At 70.8% G+C, this 20,911-nt stretch carries 14 protein-coding genes; 7 read left to right on the forward strand and 7 right to left on the reverse strand.

The annotated features are described in order from the left end of the window. Positions 1–279 precede the first annotated feature (279 nt). Positions 280–1,260: a right-handed parallel beta-helix repeat-containing protein gene (locus DY245_RS30040; RefSeq protein ID WP_425329458.1), complete on the forward strand. Its 981-nt coding sequence runs from the start codon at positions 280–282 to the stop codon at positions 1,258–1,260. 141 nt (positions 1,261–1,401) lie between these two features. Here the strand turns inward: DY245_RS30040 and rpsA are convergent, their stop codons facing one another. Continuing rightward, positions 1,402–2,922, reverse strand: coding sequence for a 30S ribosomal protein S1 (gene rpsA, locus DY245_RS30045; RefSeq protein ID WP_128510348.1), 1,521 nt, complete (start codon positions 2,920–2,922; stop codon positions 1,402–1,404). A gap of 378 nt (positions 2,923–3,300) precedes the next feature. Between rpsA and DY245_RS30055 the strand changes: the two genes are divergently transcribed. Both DY245_RS30055 and DY245_RS30060 read left to right on the forward strand, forming a co-directional pair. Continuing rightward, positions 3,301–4,122: a class I SAM-dependent methyltransferase gene (locus DY245_RS30055; protein WP_128510350.1), complete on the forward strand. Its 822-nt coding sequence runs from the start codon at positions 3,301–3,303 to the stop codon at positions 4,120–4,122. A gap of 105 nt (positions 4,123–4,227) precedes the next feature. After that, complete coding sequence (locus DY245_RS30060; RefSeq protein WP_244943361.1) at positions 4,228–6,987, forward strand: ATP-dependent RNA helicase; 2,760 nt, start codon at positions 4,228–4,230, stop codon at positions 6,985–6,987. A 23-nt stretch (positions 6,988–7,010) separates the two neighbouring features. On the opposite strand, the gene DY245_RS30065 is transcribed toward DY245_RS30060, so the two are convergent. The 4 genes from DY245_RS30065 to DY245_RS30080 form a co-directional block, all read right to left on the reverse strand. Beyond that, on the reverse strand, positions 7,011–7,781 hold the full coding sequence (locus DY245_RS30065) for a hypothetical protein (RefSeq protein ID WP_128510351.1): 771 nt from the start codon (positions 7,779–7,781) through the stop codon (positions 7,011–7,013). A 9-nt stretch (positions 7,782–7,790) separates the two neighbouring features. Further along, positions 7,791–8,807 carry a cell envelope lipid trafficking protein PgfA gene (pgfA, locus tag DY245_RS30070; protein WP_128510368.1) on the reverse strand — a complete coding sequence of 339 codons (1,017 nt, stop codon included), beginning with the start codon at positions 8,805–8,807 and terminating at the stop codon, positions 7,791–7,793. A gap of 111 nt (positions 8,808–8,918) precedes the next feature. Beyond that, a complete protein-coding gene (locus DY245_RS30075; RefSeq protein WP_128510352.1) occupies positions 8,919–9,053 on the reverse strand; it encodes an SPW_0924 family protein in 135 nt (44 codons plus the stop codon). Between the two features lie 226 nt (positions 9,054–9,279). After that, positions 9,280–11,094 carry a lytic transglycosylase domain-containing protein gene (locus DY245_RS30080; RefSeq protein WP_128510353.1) on the reverse strand — a complete coding sequence of 605 codons (1,815 nt, stop codon included), beginning with the start codon at positions 11,092–11,094 and terminating at the stop codon, positions 9,280–9,282. A 218-nt stretch (positions 11,095–11,312) separates the two neighbouring features. Here DY245_RS30080 and DY245_RS30085 point away from each other — a divergent pair, with 218 nt between their 5' ends. Next, complete coding sequence (locus tag DY245_RS30085; RefSeq protein ID WP_128510354.1) at positions 11,313–12,275, forward strand: DUF4184 family protein; 963 nt, start codon at positions 11,313–11,315, stop codon at positions 12,273–12,275. Positions 12,276–12,325: 50 nt separating this feature from the next. Here the strand turns inward: DY245_RS30085 and DY245_RS30090 are convergent, their stop codons facing one another. Further along, positions 12,326–13,024 (reverse strand): rhomboid-like protein, encoded by a 699-nt coding sequence (locus DY245_RS30090; RefSeq protein ID WP_128510355.1) that lies wholly within the window; start codon positions 13,022–13,024, stop codon positions 12,326–12,328. 213 nt (positions 13,025–13,237) lie between these two features. Beyond that, positions 13,238–15,898 carry a DNA polymerase I gene (polA, locus tag DY245_RS30095; RefSeq protein WP_181923942.1) on the reverse strand — a complete coding sequence of 887 codons (2,661 nt, stop codon included), beginning with the start codon at positions 15,896–15,898 and terminating at the stop codon, positions 13,238–13,240. A gap of 352 nt (positions 15,899–16,250) precedes the next feature. Here polA and DY245_RS30100 point away from each other — a divergent pair, with 352 nt between their 5' ends. The 3 genes from DY245_RS30100 (at position 16,251) to DY245_RS30110 (ending at position 20,849) form a co-directional block, all read left to right on the forward strand. Continuing rightward, complete coding sequence (locus DY245_RS30100) at positions 16,251–18,551, forward strand: FdhF/YdeP family oxidoreductase (RefSeq protein ID WP_128510357.1); 2,301 nt, start codon at positions 16,251–16,253, stop codon at positions 18,549–18,551. A 116-nt stretch (positions 18,552–18,667) separates the two neighbouring features. Then, a complete protein-coding gene (locus tag DY245_RS30105; protein WP_128510358.1) occupies positions 18,668–19,141 on the forward strand; it encodes a PaaI family thioesterase in 474 nt (157 codons plus the stop codon). 487 nt (positions 19,142–19,628) lie between these two features. Then, positions 19,629–20,849 carry a branched-chain amino acid ABC transporter substrate-binding protein gene (locus tag DY245_RS30110; RefSeq protein ID WP_128510369.1) on the forward strand — a complete coding sequence of 407 codons (1,221 nt, stop codon included), beginning with the start codon at positions 19,629–19,631 and terminating at the stop codon, positions 20,847–20,849. The last annotated feature ends 62 nt before the right edge of the window (positions 20,850–20,911 follow it).

Consider the following 20,911-nt stretch of genomic DNA (forward strand, 5'->3'; position numbering starts at 1 on the left):
CCTGCCCCGGCGCCCTCCCCCACTCTCCCCCGCCACCTCAAATTCAAGGACATGAACTCAACTCTCTTACTACAGAGACGACTTCAGCCCACACCCGCACCACCTCAAGGCTTGACTCACACCACCTCCGCCTCTAGCTTCACCCCGCACGGCAGATTCATACTGAAATCCAAGGTTCATATATAGGAAGGAAGTTGGATGCGTACGCCCGGTTCCGCCCGTTCCCTCCGTTCCCCCCGTTCTCGCCGTTCTCGCCGTTCCCATCGCATTCGCCCCCTCTTGACCGCCCACGGCGCCGCCGCCCTCCTGGGCGCCGCCGCGTTACTCCCCCTGGCCACCTCGGCCACAGCCGCCACCGGCAGCACTCCTGCCGCTTCTCCCACCCGAGTCATCGAGGTGTCGACGGCCGCGCAGCTCAAGGACGCGCTCGCCGCCGCGAAGCCGGGTGACTCGATTCAGCTCGCCGACGGCACGTACAACGGCAACTTCAAGACCACTGCCGCCGGCACCTCCGGGTCCCGCATCACGCTCACCGGTTCATCGAAGGCCGTCCTGACCGCGGGCGGCGGCTATGGGCTCCACCTGAACGGCGCCTCGTACTGGACCGTCAAGGGAATCACCGTCACCGGCGGCCAGAAGGGGATCATGATGGACGCCTCGAACGGCGTCGTCATCGACTCCGTCACCGTGCATGACCTGGACATGGAGGGCGTGCACTTCCGCAAGTCCAGCAAGGACGGCGTCATCAAGAACTCCACCATCCGCGACACCGGCAAGAACGGCAGCGGCATGGGTGAGGGGGTGTACGTCGGCAGCGCGGGCGGCACCGACGACAAGAGCGACAACGTGCAGATCCTCGGCAACACCATCGGGCCAGGTGTCGGCGGCGAGAACATCGACATCAAGGAAGGCACCACCGGCGCGAAGATCATCGGCAATACGTTCGACGGCAGTGGGCTGACCGGCGCCCATTACGACGACTCGTGGGTCGACATCAAGGGCAACAAGGTCCTCGTCGAGAACAACAAGGGCAAGCACACCACCAACAACGGCTACGAGACCCACACCCAGCAATCGGGCTGGGGCTGCGGCACGGTCTTCCGTGGCAACACGTCCGATCTGAGCGGCGCCACCGGACCCGACCGTTATGGATTCAACATCACCCATTACGACGTATCCGGCTGCCCGGTCACCATCGCGCGCGACAACACCGTCACCGGCGGCCGCGGCGTCGCCAATCCGGGCATCCCCGTGGGCTGACCGTTGCGCAGCAATACCCCCGGGACCCGAGGACATGACCGCCCCCGGATACGACGAAGGCCCGCTCCCCCTGAGGGGAACGGGCCTTCGTCTATCGGCTAGTGCCTAGCGGCGAACCGCCGGGCGCCTGTCGACGCGAGCTCAGCTCTGGCCGCCGGCCAGCTTCTCGCGCAGCGCGGCGAGCGCCTCGTCCGACGCCAGGGCGCCGGAGGTGTCCGCCGACTCCGAGGAGTACGAGCCGCCGCCACCGGCCTGGCCGCCGCCGGCCTGGCCGCCACCCTGCGCCGCCGGCGCCGCAGCGCCCTCGGCCGCAGCCTGCTCGTCGGCCTCGCGGGACTTGATGACCTGAGCCTGGTGCTGCTCGAAGCGCTGCTGCGCCTCGGCGTACTGGTTCTCCCACGCCTCGCGCTGGGACTCGTAGCCCTCGAGCCAGTCGTTGGTCTCCGGGTCGAAGCCCTCGGGGTAGATGTAGTTGCCCTGGTCGTCGTAGGACGCGGCCATGCCGTACAGGGTCGGGTCGAACTCGACCGCCGACGGGTCGGCACCGAAGGACTCGTTGGCCTGCTTCAGCGAGAGGCTGATGCGACGGCGCTCGAGGTCGATGTCGATGACCTTGACGAAGATCTCGTCGTTGACCTGGACAACCTGCTCCGGGATCTCCACGTGGCGCTCGGCCAGCTCGGAGATGTGGACCAGGCCCTCGATGCCCTCGTCGACGCGCACGAACGCACCGAAGGGAACGAGCTTGGTGACCTTACCCGGGACGACCTGACCGATCTGGTGGGTCCGGGCGAACTGCTGCCACGGGTCTTCCTGGGTGGCCTTGAGCGACAGGGAGACGCGCTCGCGGTCCATGTCGACGTCGAGAACCTCGACGGTGACTTCCTGGCCGACCTCGACAACCTCGGACGGGTGGTCGATGTGCTTCCAGGAGAGCTCGGAGACGTGGACGAGGCCGTCGACGCCACCCAGGTCCACGAAGGCACCGAAGTTGACGATGGAGGAGACGACGCCGGAGCGCACCTGACCCTTCTGAAGGGTGGTGAGGAAGGTCTGGCGGACCTCGCTCTGGGTCTGCTCCAGCCAGGCACGGCGGGACAGGACCACGTTGTTGCGGTTCTTGTCCAGCTCGATGATCTTGGCCTCGAGCTCCTTGCCCACGTAGGGCTGAAGGTCGCGGACGCGGCGCATCTCGACCAGGGAGGCCGGGAGGAAGCCACGGAGGCCGATGTCGAGGATGAGACCACCCTTGACGACCTCGATGACGGTACCGGTGACGATCCCGTCCTCTTCCTTGATCTTCTCGATGGTGCCCCAGGCACGCTCGTACTGGGCGCGCTTCTTCGAGAGGATCAGGCGGCCTTCCTTGTCCTCCTTCTGGAGAACAAGGGCTTCGATCTCGTCACCGACGGCGACGACCTCATTGGGGTCGACGTCGTGCTTGATCGAGAGCTCGCGGCTCGGGATGACGCCTTCGGTCTTGTAACCGATGTCGAGCAGGACCTCGTCCCGGTCGACCTTCACGATGACGCCGTCGACGATGTCGCCGTCGTTGAAGTACTTGATCGTCTCGTCGATCGCGGCGAGGAAGGCTTCCTCGTTACCGATGTCGTTGACCGCAACCTGCGGGGTGGTGGCGGTGGTCTCGGTGCTGCTCGTCATGTGGGAAAGGGCTCCGGTGCGGACATTGAAGTCGTAGGTACTGCTACGCCGAGAGCCCGTATCGCCTCTGCATAAGCCGGACAGTGTCAAAGACGTATCTTCCGGAAGTTCAGAGATGCCGGAGCATCCGTCACAATCCGAAACGCCTCAAAACCGAGGGGACATACATACAGATGCGAGCGCGGCCTGCTCCGTCTGAGGCGCGCAAGCCCGCAGCGCAACTTGTAGCATACGGGGGCAGCCGGACACGGTCAATGCGCGAACGCGCACACCCGGGACAGAATGCCCCATAACCGGCACACGCGGTGTTCCGCGAGGTCGAACGGCCTCACAGTCCCTGCAGCTACAAGCAGTGCGAAGACTACGACGACGGGCGCAATGAACCAAGACCACGAGCCGGAGGCGACTCGCCGTGACGCCTCGGACACCGAAAGCAGCCGGGCCAATCGGGGCTGGTGGGACCGTAACGCCGACGAGTACCAGAGCGACCACGGTGCGTTTCTCGGGGACGACCGCTTCATCTGGGGTCCCGAGGGGCTCGACGAGGCGGACGCCGCGCTGCTCGGGCCGGCCGCAGAGCTGAAGGGGCGGCGGATCCTGGAGATCGGAGCCGGCGCGGCGCAGTGCTCCCGCTGGCTGGCGGCGCAGGGCGCGCTCCCGGTGGCGCTGGATCTCTCCCACCGGCAACTGCAGCACGCGCTGCGGATCGCCGACGGGCTGGCCGACGACGCCACCGAGCTGGTGGAGGCGGACGCGGGGGCGCTGCCGTTCCGCGACGGAAGCTTCGACCTCGCCTGTTCCGCGTACGGCGCGCTGCCGTTCGTCGCCGATCCGGTGCGGGTGCTGCGCGAGGTGCGCCGGGTGCTGCGGCCGGGCGGCCGGTTCGTCTTCTCCGTCACCCACCCCCTCCGCTGGGCCTTCCCGGACGAGCCGGGGCCCGAGGGGCTGTCGGTGGCGGCTTCCTACTTCGATCGCACGCCGTACGTCGAACAGGACGGGAGCGGCCACGCGGTGTATGTCGAGCACCACCGGACGCTGGGCGACCGGGTCCGGGACGTGGTGGCCGCCGGTTTCCGGCTGGAGGATCTCGTCGAACCGGAATGGCCGGAGTGGAACACCCAGGAGTGGGGCGGCTGGTCCCCGCTGCGCGGGCATCTGATTCCGGGGACGGCGATCTTCGTGTGCGTGGCGGGGGCTTAGGGGCTCGGGGGGCTGCGGGGGCTCAGGGGACTTAAGAGGCCGTCCCGCCGCCGTCTCCGGGCAGCGGCCTGCCGACGTGCTTGGCCGGGGCGGCAGACTGGGGGCGTGATCCTCCCCCAATCTTCGGCCGGGGGCGCCGCCCACGCCCTTGCCCAGCTGCCCGTACGTACCGCGCTGCCCGCGCTCCGTGCCGCCCTCGACGGGCCCGGTACGGCGGTGCTCTGCGCCCCGCCGGGCACCGGCAAGACGACCCTGGTGCCGCTGGTTCTCGCCGGTCTGACCGGTGAGGGGCCGGTGCGGCGGGTGCTGGTCGCCGAGCCGCGCCGGATCGCGGCCCGCGCCGCGGCGCGGCGGATGGCCTGGCTGCTGGGCGGGAAGGTCGGCGAGGACATCGGGTTCACGGTGCGCGGTGAGCGCCGGGCCGGGCCCCGCACCGTCGTGGAAGTGGTGACCACCGGGGTGCTGCTGCAGCGGCTGCAGCGCGACCCCGAGCTGGCCGGCGTCGATGTGGTGGTGCTCGACGAGTGCCACGAGCGGCATCTGGACGCCGATACCTCCGCGGCCTTCCTTCTGGACGTACGCGAGACGCTGCGGCCCGAGCTGCGGCTGGTGGCCGCGTCGGCGACCACGGACGCCCAGGGGTGGGCACGTCTGCTGGGCGGCCCCGACGGGGCGGCGCCGGTCGTCGAGGCGACGGGCGTGTCGCATCCCGTAGGAGTGGTGTGGGCGCCTCCGGAGCGGCCGGTGCGGCCGGCACACGGGATGCGGGTCGATCCGGCGCTGCTGACGCATGTGGCGAGCGTGGTGCGGCGGGCGCTGCGGGAGCAGTCGGGCGATGTGCTGTGCTTTCTGCCCGGTGTCGGGGAGATCGGGCGCGTCGCCGGGGAGCTGACCGGTGTGGACGCCGAGGTGCTGCAGGTGCACGGGCGGGCGCCGGCCGAGGTACAGGACGCGGTGCTGGCGGGCGGGGACGGCGCCCGGCGGGTGGTGCTGGCGACCTCGGTGGCGGAGTCCAGCCTGACCGTGCCGGGCGTGCGGGTGGTGGTCGACAGTGGGCTGGCGCGGGTGCCGCGGACGGATCATGCGCGGGGGCTCAGCGCGCTCACGACCGTACGGGCCTCCCGGGCGGCGGGCCGCCAGCGCGCCGGGCGGGCCGGGCGCGAGGCGCCGGGTGTGGTGTATCGGTGCTGGTCGGAGGGCGAGGACGGGCGGCTGCCGGCCTTCCCCGATCCGGAGATCAAGGTGGCGGATCTGACGGCGTTCGCCTTGCAGGCGGCGTGCTGGGGCGATCCGGCGGCGAGCGGTCTTGCGCTGCTCGATGCGCCGCCGGCCGGTGCGCTGGCCGCGGCGCGGGAGGTGCTGACGGCGATCGGCGCGGTGGACGAGGACGGCCGGGCGACGGAGCGGGGCACCCGGATGGCGCGGCTCGGGTTGCATCCCCGACTGGCGCGCGCCCTGGTGGACGGCGCGCCCGAGGTCGGCGTACGGCGGGCCGCGGAGGTGGTCGCCCTGCTGAGCGAGGAGCCGCCGCGGGCGTACGGGGACGATCTGGCGGCCGCGTGGCGCACCGCGCGACGGGGTGGCGATGCCTACGCCGCCAGGTGGCGGCAGGAGGCCCGGCGGCTGGCGTCGGCGGCCGGAGAGCCGGGGGCGCGGCCGGGGTCAGGTTCAGGGTCGGCTTCAGGGTCGGGCGAGGTTTCGGGCGCGGGTGAGGTGTCAGGGGCGGGCCGGGGCCCGGGAGCGGGCAGGCGTCCCGGCGTCGGCGAGGGCGCGGCCGCAGCCAGGAGCACCGCCGGCGGTTCCGGCACCGGCACGAACGGCTCCCGTAACCCCGCGGGCTCATCCCCCACCGACGACGCCGTCGCCGGGCTCATCGCCGCGTTGGCGTTTCCGGAGCGGGTGGCGCGGGTGCGCGGGGTCGGGAGTTACCTCATGGCATCCGGGACCGGGGCGGAGCTGGCGGGGGCGGGGCCGCGCCCGGGGACTCAGGCCGGGGACACCTCGCGACTGCGGGAGGCGGGGTGGCTGGCGGTTGCGGTGGCGGACCGGCCGGTGGGGGCGGTGTCGGCGCGGGTGCGGCTGGCGGCGGTGATCGATGAGGCGACGGCGTGTGCGGCCGCGCGGGCGCTGTACTCGTCCGGTGAGGAGGTGCGCTGGTCGGACGGGGACGTGGTAGCCAGGACGGTGACCCGGCTGGGGGCGATCGAGCTTGCGGCGCGGCCGCTGACCGCGCCCGACCCCGGGCTGCTGCGGGACGCGGTGGTGTCGGGGCTGCGGCGGGAGGGGCTCGGGCTGCTGCGGTGGTCGGCCGGCGCGATGTCGTTGCGGCAGCGGATGGCGTTCCTGCACCGGGAGTTGGGCGCGCCATGGCCCGATGTGTCGGACGCGGCGCTGCTGGAGCGCGTCGAGGAGTGGCTGGGTGTGGAACTCGGGCGGGCGCGGCGGCGGGCCGATCTGGAGCGGGTCGACGCGGGGCAGGCGCTGGCCCGGCTACTGCCGTGGGCGACCGGTGACGCGGCCCGTTTCGAGGAGCTGGCGCCGGAGCGTATCGAGGTGCCGAGTGGTTCGCGGGTACGGGTGGATTACGGCGGTGAGCAGCCGGTGCTGGCCGTCAAGCTGCAGGAGTTGTTCGGCCGGCAGGAGTCACCGCGAGTGGCCGACGGCCGGGTGCCGGTGCTGGTGCATCTGCTCTCCCCCGCGGGGCGTCCGGCCGCCGTCACGGCCGATCTCGCCTCGTTCTGGAGGGACGGATACCGGTCCGTGCGTGCGGAGTTGCGCGGCCGCTATCCCAAGCACCCCTGGCCGGAGGACCCTTCGACGGCCGAGCCGACCCGGCACACGACGGCGCGGCTCAAGCGGGGCTGACCCGAGGGCCACCGGGCGCGGAGTCAAGCGGCCACCCCCTCTCCCAGCAGCTTGGCCGCATACCACTCGCTGAGCGTCTCCGGCCCCGGCAGCGCCGTGTCCCGGTCGGCCGGGACGACCACCAGCACATTGCGGAGAAAGCAGGAGTAGCAGACGGGGTCGGTGTCCTGGGCAAGGCACAGGAGCTGGTCGCCGCCGCGCCAGAGAGCGAAGTGGAGGTCGGCGTCGGGGGTGCCGTCGGCCGGGTCGGGGCCGCTGGTCATGGCGCTGGGGTGGCCGAAGCGCGCGGTGAGGAGTGCGGCGGCGGCCTGCCAGTCGGCGTCCAGCCGGCTGCGGCCCTCGTCGGGGTGGAGGGTCCAGCCGCGGGCACGGCCCCAGACCGCGGCGAGGTGGTCGGCGTCGGACACACCGTCGTACTCGGGGTCGTAGACGCTGAAGGTCGCCCAGGTGGTCTGGCCGGACGGGCCCGGGTCGCCGTCGTAGTGGCCCGACCAGATGACCTGTCCGGCGGCGGTTTCGTAGGAGTCGTCGAATTCGGAGTAGCGCCATCCGTGGGTGGCCAGGAAGGCGTCGAAGGCCTCAATGCCGTCCAAGGAGTCGATGGACTCGATGGACTCGATGGATCCGTCAGAGAGACCGGGGGCGCCAGAGAGGCCGGTGGCGCGGATGTGGGCGCGGTGCTCGTGGTGAGCGTGGTCCGGGGCATCCGACGGGGCGTCGCCGCAGGCCAGGTGGGTCAACTCCACGAGCTGTGCGATGACTTCGTCGGTGACGGGGCAGTTCGCTAACGTCATGTGTTCACGTTACGGGCCGCCACTGACAACGCCCTCGTCGGACGCCGGCGACGGTGCGGACGAGGGCCGCCGGGCCGATGCAGCGGGGCGGCGGCTGCGGGCTTCGAGGTGCAGGCTCAGTGCGAGGAGCGCGGCGCCGAGGACCAGGAACCCCCAGGGGAGGTAGCTGGTGAGCAGCAGGACCAGGGTGCGCTGGGAGGTCACCATGGCCACGATGGAGTCGGCGTAGTCGTCGCGCATCTTCACATGGCCGGCGAACGCGGTGACCTTGCCGCCACCGGGCAGCAGATCGCCGCCGCGCAGCTCCTCCTTGTGGATCTCCTGGCCGTTGACCGGTGCGCCGGTGACCGGTTCCACCCAGAACATCCGCTTGGTGGTGTACCAGCGGGTGGTGCCCATCTTCTCGACGGACTCCGGGGTGATGCCCTTGACCGGCATCTTCTTGGGGAGCGGGACCTTGGTCCAGGGGATGGTCTGCTCGAAGTAGTAGACCTCCAGGCCGCGGAAGGTGCGCGTCCCCTTGTAGTGGATGGGGGCCGAGGTCCGGGTCTGGGCGTCGAAGTAGGTGTAGTCGCGCTTCTCGGTGAGGAACGGCCACTTGTACTCGATGCCTTCGCGGCGTACCGGATCGCCGTCGACCATCTCGCCGGTGGCGTGCACGGGTTCCTGGGAGTGCGCGTCGAAGATGTAGCGCTCGGGGATTTCGGAGACCATCTTGCCGTCGGGGCCGGCGACATAGGACAGGGCGTCCCAGACGACGACGTCGCGGCCCGCGGTCTGCTCGATCCGGTCGGATGCGGCGACATCGCCCTTGAGGGTCTGCACGATGGTGACCTTGGGGACCTGTTTGGCCTTCATCGTCCCGTAGTCGATGAGGGTGGCAGGCTTGGCCTCCAGGACCGTGTCCTGGTACTGGCTGGGCGGGATCTTGGCGAGCCGCGGGAAGGCGTACCACCGCATCAGCGGGGACAGGGCGGTGAAGAAGACGGCGAGGGCGAGCAGCACCAGGCTCGCCCAGCGGCGCATCCCTCTCGCTGCTGTACGGCGGGCGGGATCGGTGGTGTGGGTACCGGCCGGGGGTGTGGGGGTTGTCCCCGTAGTTGGCACGTTGCGGCGCATGGCGGTGGCGTCCCTCCCTCAGGGGTGCTTGGGGACGGTGGTCAGCAGCGGTTTGGGGGAGGTCGTGCCGCTGGGCGCGCCGATCGCGGTGATCGTGAAGATGAGGGCGAGCGCCGCGGCCAGTCCGGCCGCGGCTGCTGTCAGGGCGCGCATGGGCGGCCTCCCGGAGAGCTGCTGTGCCTGTCCGGGGGACGTCCCCGGGCCCCCGATGGCGTCAGGGCGGGGGCACCGTAGCAACGGGCGGCTGAGATGAGAACACGTTGCACCGCCGTCCCGCCCTGGACGGCGGGCGGGACGGCGGTGGGACTGCGGTGTCGGGCCGGGCGCGGAGGCCGGCCGGAGGAGGTGCCTTTGTGGTGGCGAGGGGCCGGGCGGCTCGTTACGACCCGGCCGGGGCGGCGACCTTCAGCTTGATGGTGAGGACCGTGCCGTCGGCGGTGGTCAGCCGCAGCAGGAAGGTCCCGGCGTGCGCGTCCGTGTAGATCTTCGGGAGCTTGAGCAGGCCGTCGGCGTCCGTGGTGAGCCCGGTGAGTGTGCGGACCGGCTTGTCCTTGTCGTCGCCGGTGGCCTCGGGGTCCTTGAAGTAGGGGCCCTTGTCGTTCTCCACGGGGTTCTTCGGGTCGTCGGTGACCATGGTCGCGGTGACCGGCACACCCGCCGCGATCTTGTCCTGGTACGTCGCCTTGACCTCGACCGCGTCCTCCGCGAAGGCCTGGCCGGCGGTCGCCGTCAGCTCCTTGTCCGAGGTACGGACGAGTTTGTCGGCCTTCGGCGCCGGCTTGGCCTTGACGGTGGCGCCGAAGTCGACGGCGGGCACGGTACGGCCGACGGCCGTCGCACGGATCGCGAAGGCGCCGGCCTTGTCGCCCGCACGCAGTGTGGGCGCGGTGGCCAGGCCGTCCTTGTCCGTGGTGACGGTGACGGTGGTCGCGTCGTCGGGGAAGCGGGCGTCGGTGGAGGCGGGGAGGGTGAAGCGGACGGGGGCGCCGGCGACCGGCTTGCCCGCCGAGTCCTCGGCGCGCACCTGGGGTGACGTGGCGAACTCGGTGCCGGCGGTGGCGCTGAGGTCCTTGTCGCCGACCCGTTGGAGGGCGGTGAGCGGGGCGGGCTTGGTGGGCGGCTTGGGGGTGGGTGTGGGTGTGGGGGTGGGCTTGTCGGTGGGCTTCCCCGTGCCGCCGCCCGGTGTGGGGCCGGTGCCGTCCGAACCTCCTGGCGTGCCGGGCTCGTTCGGCTTTCCCTTGCCGGGTGTGCCGGATCCGCCGGGCTTCGGGCTCTTGCCGGAGCCCCGGCCATGGCTCGTACCGCGGCCGGTCGGGGCGTGGTTGTCGTCCCCGGCCGCCCCACCGCCGCGCCGGTGCACCGGGAGCACGCCCTTGCCGTCCGGCACCTCGTGGGTGCCGTGGCGGTAGAACTCGAACCAGGACAGCACGGTCCGCAGATATTCCTCGGAGTTATTGTAGCCGAGGATCGCCCGGTTCAGGTCGCGCCGGTCCGAGAGGTCGCGGCCGTTGGCGCAGAGGTAGCGGCCGGCGGCGAGTGCCGCGTCGAAGACGTTGTTGGGGTCCTTCTTGCCGTCGCCGTTGCCGTCGGCGCCCCAACCGCTGCCGTCGGGGCCGCCCTCGGACCAGGTGGAGGGGATGAACTGCATCGGGCCCACGGCGCGGTCGTGGGTGAGGTCGCCGTCGTAGCGGCCGTGGTCGGTGTCGGTGATCCGGGCGAAGCCATGGCCGTTGAGCTGCGGGCCGAGGATCGGCTGGAGGGTCGTGCCCTCGGCGTCGACCGCTCCGCCGCGCGCCTGGCCGGATTCGACCTTGCCGATTCCGGCGAGCAGCTGCCAGGGCAACCGGCAGCCCGGGTCGGACGCGCCGATCCGGGATTCGGCCTTCTTGTAGGCGGCCAGGACGGTGGCGGGGATGCCGGCCTCGGCGGGTCCGGTGCCGAGGGCGGGGCCGTGGCCGGTTTCGTGCGAACCGTTGGGCGGCGCCGGGCTCTTGAAGGGCGGCCGATCGGTGAAGTACGTCGATCCGCCGTCGATGGGGGTGTCGGCAGGGGGCGGGGTCGGTTCCTGGTCCTTGGCGGCCGCGCTCCCGGTGGCGGCCGGCGCCTGAGAGGCGGTCAGGGCGGCGAGCACCAAGGCCACCACGGCCGTCGTGGCCGCTCCCCTTCGGAGCCGCCGCCGGAATGTGGCTGCCATATGTGGTCCCCTCNACGGCCGTCGTGGCCGCTCCCCTTCGGAGCCGCCGCCGGAATGTGGCTGCCATATGTGGTCCCCTCCGCGTTGCCCCACCGCGTTGCTGACGCGGTGTCGCGCTCCCCAGCGCTCCAACTCAGGCGACACTACGACAACTCGGGCCTGGCATCTACCACCCTCATCGGACACATAATGATCCGAATCGATCAGGGGGAAGCACCATGCCGTTCACGCTCAGCCATGCCGCCGCTGTGCTCCCGGCCATCCGGCGGACCGGGGCAGCGCGCGGTCCGTTGGTCGCCTCGGCGCTCGTCGCGGGGTCGTTCGCGCCGGACATGACGTACTACGCGGACACTCTGGTGCCGGGTGCCATGGAGTTCGGCGAGGTCACCCACTCGCTGTTCGGCGTGCTGACGGTGGACGTCCTGTTCACCGTGGCGTTGGTCGGTGGCTGGCTGTTGTTGCGCGAACCGTTGCTGGAACTGCTGCCCCGGGCGTGGCGCGGACGGGTCCGGGCGTTCGCCCATGGGCGTCCCTGGAAGCCGGGCGGACCCCGTGAACTGGCCGCGCTGGCCGGCTGGTTCCTGCTCTCGGCGGTGCTCGGGGCCACCACTCATGTGGTCTGGGACGCCTTTACCCACCCGGGCCGCTGGGGCACCCGGCTGATACCCGGCCTGGACCGGACCGTGGCCGGGTTCCCGGTCGCCACATATCTGCAGTACGGCACATCGGCGCTCGCACTGGCGGGGATGGGGTGGTTCGTGTGGTCGGCGCTGCGGGGTGAGGGCGCGGGCGGGGGTGCCGGTGCGGGGCCGGCGGCGCCCGCCGCCATCCCCGCCCTGACCGTCCGGCAGCGGCTGCTGGTGACCGTTCCGCTCGCCGTGTGCGTACTCCTCGGCGCCCTGCACCGCACCCTGCGGGCACACGCCACCTACGGCGACGCGGCGACCTGGTTCGACTACATCCCGACCGTACTCTTCGGCGCCGGCGCCGGCCTCGCCCTCGGGCTGCCGCTCTACGCGGTGGCCGTACGGCTGCTGCACCGCCATCTGCGCCGCACCCGGTCAGCCGGCCACGGGGCCTCGGTGCAGCTGCCGAGGCCCGCGGACCGGTCCGCATCCCGGACGGGGTCCGCGCCGGGTGCCGCGTCCGCCTCAGGAACGACGGCGTCCGCCTCCGAGTGAGGGCGCCCGGGGAGCCCGCTGTGCACCCGCGCCCGCTGCACGACGTCGGGCTACTCGACGAGAGCCGTGTCGGGCTGCGGCGCTGGGGCCGGGGCAGCGCGCCGGGCGGCCCGCAGCAGGCACGCACCGCAGGCGAAGCCGATGGCTGCGGCCAGCAGATGACCGACGGTGGTGAAGTCAGGCAGCACACCGCTCCAGTCGCCGCCGCTCACCGGCCAGGCGACGACCCCGGCCGCCGCGAGCCACCGCGCCCGCTTCAGCAGGAGTGCCCCCGTCGCAAGCACCGCTTCGGCCCCGTAACTGATCCCGAAGTCGGTGGCATGCCGAACGCTGTCCGGGTACCAGCCGTGGGCGATGGCCACGTGGATCAACGGCGCGGTGAGCAGCGTGGCCGCGAGGTGTCCCAGGACGAAGATGCCGACGGCACGCCCCGCTCCGTACCGCCGTTCCAGCCATGCCAGGCACACGCTGACGCCGATGCCGAGCGTGATCAGCGTGCCGACGAAGGCAAGTGAGGTGAATTCGGTCAGCGTGCCGTCGAAGAACAGCATGCTGCCCGCCAGTACGCGGACCGGACGGTCTTGAAGATTGTCCAGATTGGTACTGACGCCGAGCACCACTCTCTGCGCCTCCGCGGTGGACAGCACCGAAGTGCACCACAGATGGGTCAACAAGAGCAGTCCGACATATCCAGTGGTGACCGGACTGCGGGAGACGTAGGTGCCCAGGACTCGGGCGACACGGCGCATCACGGGGTGATCAAAGCAGAGCGCTTGCGCCGTCAACAAAATCCACGACGCGTCAGGCAACGACTGTGATCCGGCCACCGCCGGGCGGGCCGGACCGGGCCGCAACTCGACGCGGTGCGGGCCGGGTTGCGGCCGGCAAAGCCGGGGCGGAGCGGGGCCTTGTCTGCCCCCGCCCCCTTCCCGGCCCCGCGCCGTTCCCGGCCCGCCTCCGCCTCAGTGCGCCGCCGACTCCCAGTCCTTGCCGGAGCCGACCGAGACATCCAGCGGGGCCCTCAGTTCGACCGCCGCGGCCATCTCCCTGCGGACCAGTTCCTCGACCTTCTTGCGTTCGCCCGGGGCCACCTCGACGACGATTTCGTCATGGACCTGGAGCAGCATCCGCGACGTCAGCTTCGCCGCGCGCAGTGCCGCGTCGACCCGCAGCATCGCGATCTTCACGATGTCGGCGGCGGTGCCCTGGATCGGTGCGTTCAGCGCCATCCGCTCGGCCATTTCGCGGCGCTGGCGGTTGTCGCTGTTGAGGTCGGGGAGGTAGCGGCGGCGGCCGAGCACCGTCTCCGTATAGCCGGTGGCGCGGGCCTCCTCCACCACGCGCCGGAGGTAGTCGCGCACCCCGCCGAACCGCTCGAAGTAGTTGTCCATCAGCTTGCGGGCCTCATCGGGCTGGATGCCCAGCTGCTGGGAGAGGCCGAAGGCCGACAGGCCGTACGCCAGGCCGTAGGACATCGCCTTGATCTTGCGGCGCATCTCCGGGTCGACCTGGTCCTTGCCGACCGAGAAGACATGGGAAGCGACGGTGGTGTGCAGGTCCTCACCGGAGGTGAACGCCTCGATCAGGCCCTCGTCCTCGGAGAGATGAGCCATCACCCGCAGCTCGATCTGGCTGTAGTCGGCGGTCAGCAGCGATTCGAAACCCTCGCCGACGACGAAGCTGCGGCGGATCGCCCGGCCCTCGTCCGTACGCACCGGGATGTTCTGCAGGTTGGGGTCCGTGGAGGACAGCCGGCCGGTGGCGGCCACGGTCTGGTTGAAGGTGGTGTGGATCCGGCCGTCCGCGGCGATGGTCTTGATCAGGCCCTCGACCGTGGTGCGCAGCTTGGCCTGCTCACGGTGCCTGAGCATGATCACCGGGAGTTCGTTCTCGGTCTGCGCGGCCAGCCAGGCCAGTGCGTCGGCGTCGGTGGTGTAGCCGGTCTTGGTCTTCTTGGTCTTGGGCAGGCCCAGCTCGCCGAAGAGGACCTCCTGCAGCTGCTTGGGCGAGCCCAGGTTGAACTCATGGCCCACGGCGGCATGCGCCTCCTGCACGGCCTGCTGCACCGCGCCCGCGAACTGCTGCTCCATCCGCTCCAGCCAGCCCCGGTCCGCGGCGATACCGGCGCGCTCCAACCGGGCCAGCAGCTCGCTGGTAGGCAGCTCCACATCGCGCAGCAGCTCGGCCGCGCCGACCTCCGCGAGCTTGGCCTCGAAGGCCGTCCCCAGGTCGAGGACCGTGCGCGCCTGCGCCATCAGGGCGTCCGCCTCGGCCTCCTCGTCCGCGCCGAACGCCAGCTGCCCGTCGCCGGCCGCGGCCGGGGCGAGATCGCGCCCGAGGTATTCGATGGACAGGGCATCCAGGGCGAAGGAGCGGCGGCCGGGCTTGACCAGATAGGCGGCCAGCGCGGTGTCCATGGTGACGCCGTCGATCCGCCAGCCGTGCTCGCCGAAGACCCGCATCAGGCCCTTGGCGTTGTGCATCACCTTGGGGCGGGCGGCGTCCGCGCTCCAGGCGGCGAAGGCCTGCTCATCGGCCTCGTCGAGCTGGGACGGGTCGAACCAGGCGGCCGGGCCGTCGGGGGCGGCCAGCGCCACCTCGGCGACGCTGCCGCTGCCCAGGCTCCAGGTATCGACGGTGGACACGCCCAGCGGTCCGGTGCCGTGTTCGGCCAGCCACGGAGCGAGTTCGCCCGGGCCGATCACCGTGCCGTCCACCTCGACGCCGGCGGCCGGGGTGGCCTCCTCGGCGGCCTCCTCGGCGCCCGGGTCGACGGCGTGCAGCCGGTCCCGCAGGCCCGGGTTGCGGATCTCCAGCGCATTGAGGAAGACCGTGAGCGCCTCACGGTCGTACGGCTCGCGGGTCAGCGCCTCCGGGCCGCACGGCAGCTCGACATCGCGCACCATCTCCGTCAGCCGGCGGTTGAGCTTCACCGCCTCCAGGTGCTCCCGCAGATTGGCGCCCGCCTTGCCCTTGACCTCCTCGGCGCGCTCCATCAACTCCGCGAACGAACCGAACTGGTTGATCCACTTCGTGGCGGTCTTCTCACCGACGCCCGGGATGCCGGGGAGGTTGTCGGACGGGTCGCCGCGCAGCGCCGCGAAGTCGGGGTACTGGGAGGGGGTCAGGCCGTACTTCTCGACGACCTTCTCCGGGGTGAAGCGCGTCAGCTCCGAGACGCCCTTGGTGGGGTAGAGCACCGTGACGTTGTCGGAGACCAGCTGGAAGGAGTCGCGGTCGCCGGTGACGATCGAGACCTCGAAGCCCTGCGCGGTGGCCTGCTCGGTGAGCGTGGCAATGACGTCGTCGGCCTCGAAGCCCTCCACCGCGAACCGCTTGACCCGCATCGCGTCGAGCATCTCGCCGATCAGCTCGACCTGGCCCTTGAACTCGTCGGGGGTCTTGGAGCGGTTCGCCTTGTAGTCCGGGAACTCCTCGGAGCGCCAGGTCTTGCGCGAGACGTCGAAGGCCACCGCGAAATGCGTGGGCGCCTCGTCGCGCAGGGTGTTCGCGAGCATCGACGCGAAGCCGTAGATCGCATTGGTCGGTTGTCCCGTGACGGTCGTGAAATTCTCCACGGGCAGGGCGAAGAACGCCCGGTATGCCATGGAATGCCCGTCCATCAGGAGCAGGCGGGGACGGCCGCCCGCCGCCGCCTCGGTGCCGGTCGCTTCGCTCTTCTTCGCTGCCTTTGCTGCCACGCCCCCGATCCTGCCACGCCCCACTGACAATCCCCGCCGCGACGGCTCCCGCCCCTGCCGTACGCCGCCCCGGCCCCTGCCGCCAGACCCCCAGTGCCCCGCCGTACGCCGCCCGCGTCCGCGCCGTACACCCCGGCCGGCGCCCCGGACCACCCATCCCCGCGATCACCCCTACACCGCTCCACCCCGTCCGTGACAGGATCGGATGTGTACGGCAACGATCCGCCACGCCCCGGCGGAGCGAGCACCAGCTCACGGCTCAAGGGAGAGCGCCATGGCAGGCAAACCGCCCGCGTCGGACCCCATCCAGGACGCGCCCGAGGTCAGCGAACCCCAGCACTCCGCCGTCGGTCTGCCGGCCATCACCCACGCCCTGCGCATCGCGCAGCAGCAGATGGGCGTGCGCCGTACCGCCCTGACCCTCCTGCGCGTCAACCAGCCGGACGGCTTCGACTGCCCCGGCTGCGCCTGGCCCGAGCCCGACAAGCCGCACACCGCCGAATTCTGCGAGAACGGCGCCAAGGCCGTCGCCGAAGAGGCCACCCTGCGCCGCGTCACCCCGGACTTCTTCGCCGCCCACCCCGTCGCCGACCTCGCCACCCGCAGCGGCTACTGGCTCGGCCAGCAGGGCCGCCTCACCCACCCCATGTACCTGGCCGAGAGCGCCGACCACTACGTCCCCGTCCCCTGGGAGCAGGCCTTCGACATCATCGGCGAGGAGCTGACCGCCCTCGACTCCCCCGACGAGGCCGTCTTCTACACCTCCGGCCGTACCAGCAACGAGGCCGCCTTCCTCTACCAGCTCTTCGCCCGCGAATTCGGCACCAACAACCTCCCCGACTGCTCCAACATGTGCCATGAGTCGTCCGGCTCCGCCCTGACGGAGACCATCGGCATCGGCAAGGGCAGCGTCCTGCTGGAGGACCTCTACAAGGCCGACCTGATCATCGTCGCCGGCCAGAACCCGGGCACGAACCACCCCCGGATGCTCACCGCCCTGGAGAAGGCCAAGGCCGGCGGCACAAAGATCATCTCGATCAATCCGCTGCCCGAGGCCGGCCTGGAACGCTTCAAGAACCCGCAGACCCCGCGCGGTCTGGCCGGCGGCGGCACGCCCCTGACCGACCTCTTCCTCCAGGTACGCCTCGGCGGCGACCAGGCCCTCTTCCGCGCCCTCAACCGCCAGATCCTGGCCACCGACGGCGCCGTCGACGAGGAATTCATCCGCGAACACACCCACGGCTTCGAAGAGTTCGCGGCCACCGCGCGCGCCGACGACGACTGGGACGAGACGCTGCGCGCCACCGGCCTGACCCGCGAGGAGATCGACCGCGCGCTGGCCATGGTCCTCGCCTCCCGCCGCACGATCGTGTGCTGGGCGATGGGCCTGACCCAGCACAAGCACTCCGTCCCCACCATCCAGGAAGTCGTCAACTTCCTTCTTCTGCGCGGCAACATCGGCCGCCCCGGAGCCGGCGTCTGCCCCGTACGCGGCCACAGCAACGTCCAGGGCGACCGCACCATGGGCATCTTCGAACGGCCCGCGCCCGCCTTCCTCGACGCCCTGGAGAAGGAGTTCGGCTTCGCGCCGCCCCGCGAACACGGCCTCGACGTCGTCCGCGCGATCCGCGCCCTGCGCGACGGACAGGCCAAGGTGTTCTTCGCCATGGGCGGCAACTTCGTCGCCGCCACCCCCGACACCGACGTCACCGAGGCCGCCATGCGCCGCGCCCGGCTGACCGTCCACGTCTCCACCAAGCTCAACCGCTCGCACGCGATCACCGGCGCCCGCGCGCTGATCCTGCCGACGCTGGGCCGTACGGAGCGCGATCTGCAGGTCGGCCCGAACGGGAAAAGCACCGAGCAGTTCGTGACCGTCGAGGACTCCATGGGCATGGTGCACGCCTCCCGCGGCCGCCTTGCACCCGCGAGCCCCCAGCTGCTGTCCGAGACCGCCATCGTGGCCCGTCTGGCCCGCCGCGTCCTGGGCGACAACAGCCGTACTCCCTGGGAGGAGTTCGAGAAGGACTACGCGACGATCCGCGACCGCATCGCCCATGTCATCCCCGGCTTCGAGGACTTCAACGCCAAGGTCGCCCACCCCGGAGGCTTCGCCCTGCCGCACGCCCCCCGGGACAACCGCAGCTTCCCCACCTCCACCGGCAAGGCCAACTTCACGGCCGCGCCCGTCGAATACCCCACCGTCCCCGAAGGACGGCTGCTGCTGCAGACGCTGCGCTCCCACGACCAGTACAACACCACCATCTACGGCCTCAACGACCGCTACCGCGGCATCAAGAACGGCCGCCGCGTGGTACTCGTCCACCCCGACGACGCCCGCGAACGGGGCCTGGCCGACGGCGCGTACACCGACCTGGTCAGCGAATGGACGGACGGCAGCGAGCGGCGGGCGCCCGGCTTCCGTGTCGTGCACTACCCGACGGCCCGCGGCTGCGCGGCCGCCTACTACCCCGAGACCAATGTCCTCATCCCGCTCGACCACACGGCCGACACCAGCAACACCCCCGCGGCCAAGTCCGTGGTGATCCGCCTGGAAAGCCCGCACGAGGACTGACCGCCACCAGGCCGGCCGGCGGGAACAACAACCCCGCGCTGAGCGCTCGCTCAGGGGCCTGATAGGAACAGGCACGGATCGACGACGATCACGGGCGAGCGAACGGAGCCGTAGGCATGGGTGAGCACAGCACCACAAAGTTTCCGCAGGAGATCCTCGACCAGTGGGCCGGCCTCGGCCTCGACCTGCCCGCCCTCTTCTCCGCCGGACACCTCGGCGAGCGGATGAGCGTCCAGGTCACCGAGGCCGCGCCCGACCGCGTCGTCGGCACCATGCCCGTCGAGGGCAACACCCAGCCCTACGGACTCCTGCACGGCGGCGCCTCCGCCGTCCTGGCCGAAACTCTCGGCTCCGTCGGCTCCATGCTGCACGGCGGCCCCACCAAGCTCGCCGTCGGCGTCGACCTCAACTGCACCCACCACCGCAGTGCCCGCTCCGGCCTGGTCACCGGCGTCGCCACCCCCGTACACCGCGGCCGCTCCACCGCCACCTACGAAATCGTCATCACCGACGAACACGACAAGCGCGTCTGCACCGCCCGGCTGACCTGCATGCTGCGCGAGATCGACGCCGACGCCTACCGCGGCTGACCCACCCGGGACGGCGCCTCGCCGCCCCGCCATTACGGCCCCGCACCCGGCCCCCGGGAGCGGGGCCGTACGCATGTCCGTAACGCTGCGTAACGTCCGTGCAATCCCGCACCCACCCCACGCCCCAGGCCCCGCACGGGCCCCGGCTCCCCCGCGCCCGCCCCGTCCGATAACCGGACGCCTCCCTGCCCCCGCCTGCCCCAACTGCCCGTGGAAGTGCAAGTTCGCCCTCCGCACCGCGTTCGCTCCCCAGCGGTAAGGACCATAACGGCAAAACACTCATCGACGGTCATAACAAGAGCGTCACATCCTGGTCAGCGCCTCTGCCGACGCGACGAACACCGCTCTAGAGTCACCGCCAGTCACCGCGCCGCCGGGCGCGCTGTGAGAACGGACACCCGTGCTCCCCGTACAGCCCGGCGCGCGAATCGGCCATGCGACAGCTGTGGCCGCGCCAGGGAAAGGACTGCTCGTGCGTCACCGTTCCTTGCTCATCCTCACCACCGCAGTCGCCACCGGTGCCCTCACGCTCTCCGCGTGCGGCTCACGCGGCGCCGACAACAAGAGCGGCGACGGGAAGACCACCGTCGTCATCGGCCTCGACGCCCCCACCACAGGGGAGCTCTCCGCCCTGGGTCTGGGAATCCGCAATTCCGCCCAGCTCGCCGTCGACAACGCCAACAAAGCCGGCGAAGTCAAGGGCGTCACCTTCAAACTCGAAGCCCACGACGACAAGGCCCTGCCCAACGTCGGCCAGCAGAACACCACCAAGCTCGCCGGCAACAAGGACGTCCTCGGCATCGTCGGCCCGCTCAACTCGGGCGTCGCCCAGTCCATGCAGCAGGTCTCCAAGCAGAACAACCTCACCCTGATATCCCCGGCGAACACCACGCCCGACCTCACCCAGGGCCCCGACTGGCGCAAGAACAAGCGCGTCCGCCAGTTCCCCACGTACTTCCGCACCGCCACCACCGACGAGGTGCAGGGCGCCTTCGACGGCCAGTACGCCTACGAAAAGCTGAAGACCAAGAAGGCCTACGTCATCGACGACCAGAAGACCTACGGCGTCGGCCTGGCCTCCTCCTTCAAGGACCAGTTCACCAAGCTCGGCGGCAAGATCGTCGGCACCGAACACGTCAGCCCCGACGACCGCGACTTCAAGGCCGTCGTCTCCAAGGTCAAGTCCGCCAAGCCCGACCTGGTCTTCTACGGCGGCGAATACCCCGCCTCCGGCCCCCTCAGCCAGCAGCTCAAGGACGGCGGCGTCACCGTTCCCCTCATGGGCGGCGACGGCATGTACAGCGGCGACTACATCAAGCTGAACAAGAAGGCACAGGGCGACTACGCCTCCTCCGTCGGCAAGCCCGTCGAAGAACTCCCCTCCGCCAAGAAGTTCATCGCCGACTACAAGGCAGCCGGCTTCAAGGAGGCCTACGAGGCCTACGGCGGCTCCACCTACGACGCCGCCTGGGCCCTCATCCAGGCCGTCAAGGCCGTCGTCGACGACAACGGCGGCAAGCTGCCCGACGACGCCCGCAAGAAGGTCTCCGACGCCATGAACAAGGTCAGCTTCGACGGCGTCACCGGCCCCGTCGCCTTCGACAAATTCGGCGACACCACCAACACCATGATCACCGCCTACCAGGTCGACAAGGGCGCCTGGGCCTCCCGCTTCAGCGCGGAATTCAAGAAGTTCGACAAGAGCTGACCGACCGACGAGACACCCACCGACAACCCGCGGGCCGCGCCAGGACGCCACAAACGACCCTG

Origin of the sequence: Streptomyces inhibens (genome assembly GCF_003389455.1) — a bacterium.
GTDB classification, from domain to species: Bacteria; Actinomycetota; Actinomycetes; order Streptomycetales; family Streptomycetaceae; genus Streptomyces; species Streptomyces inhibens.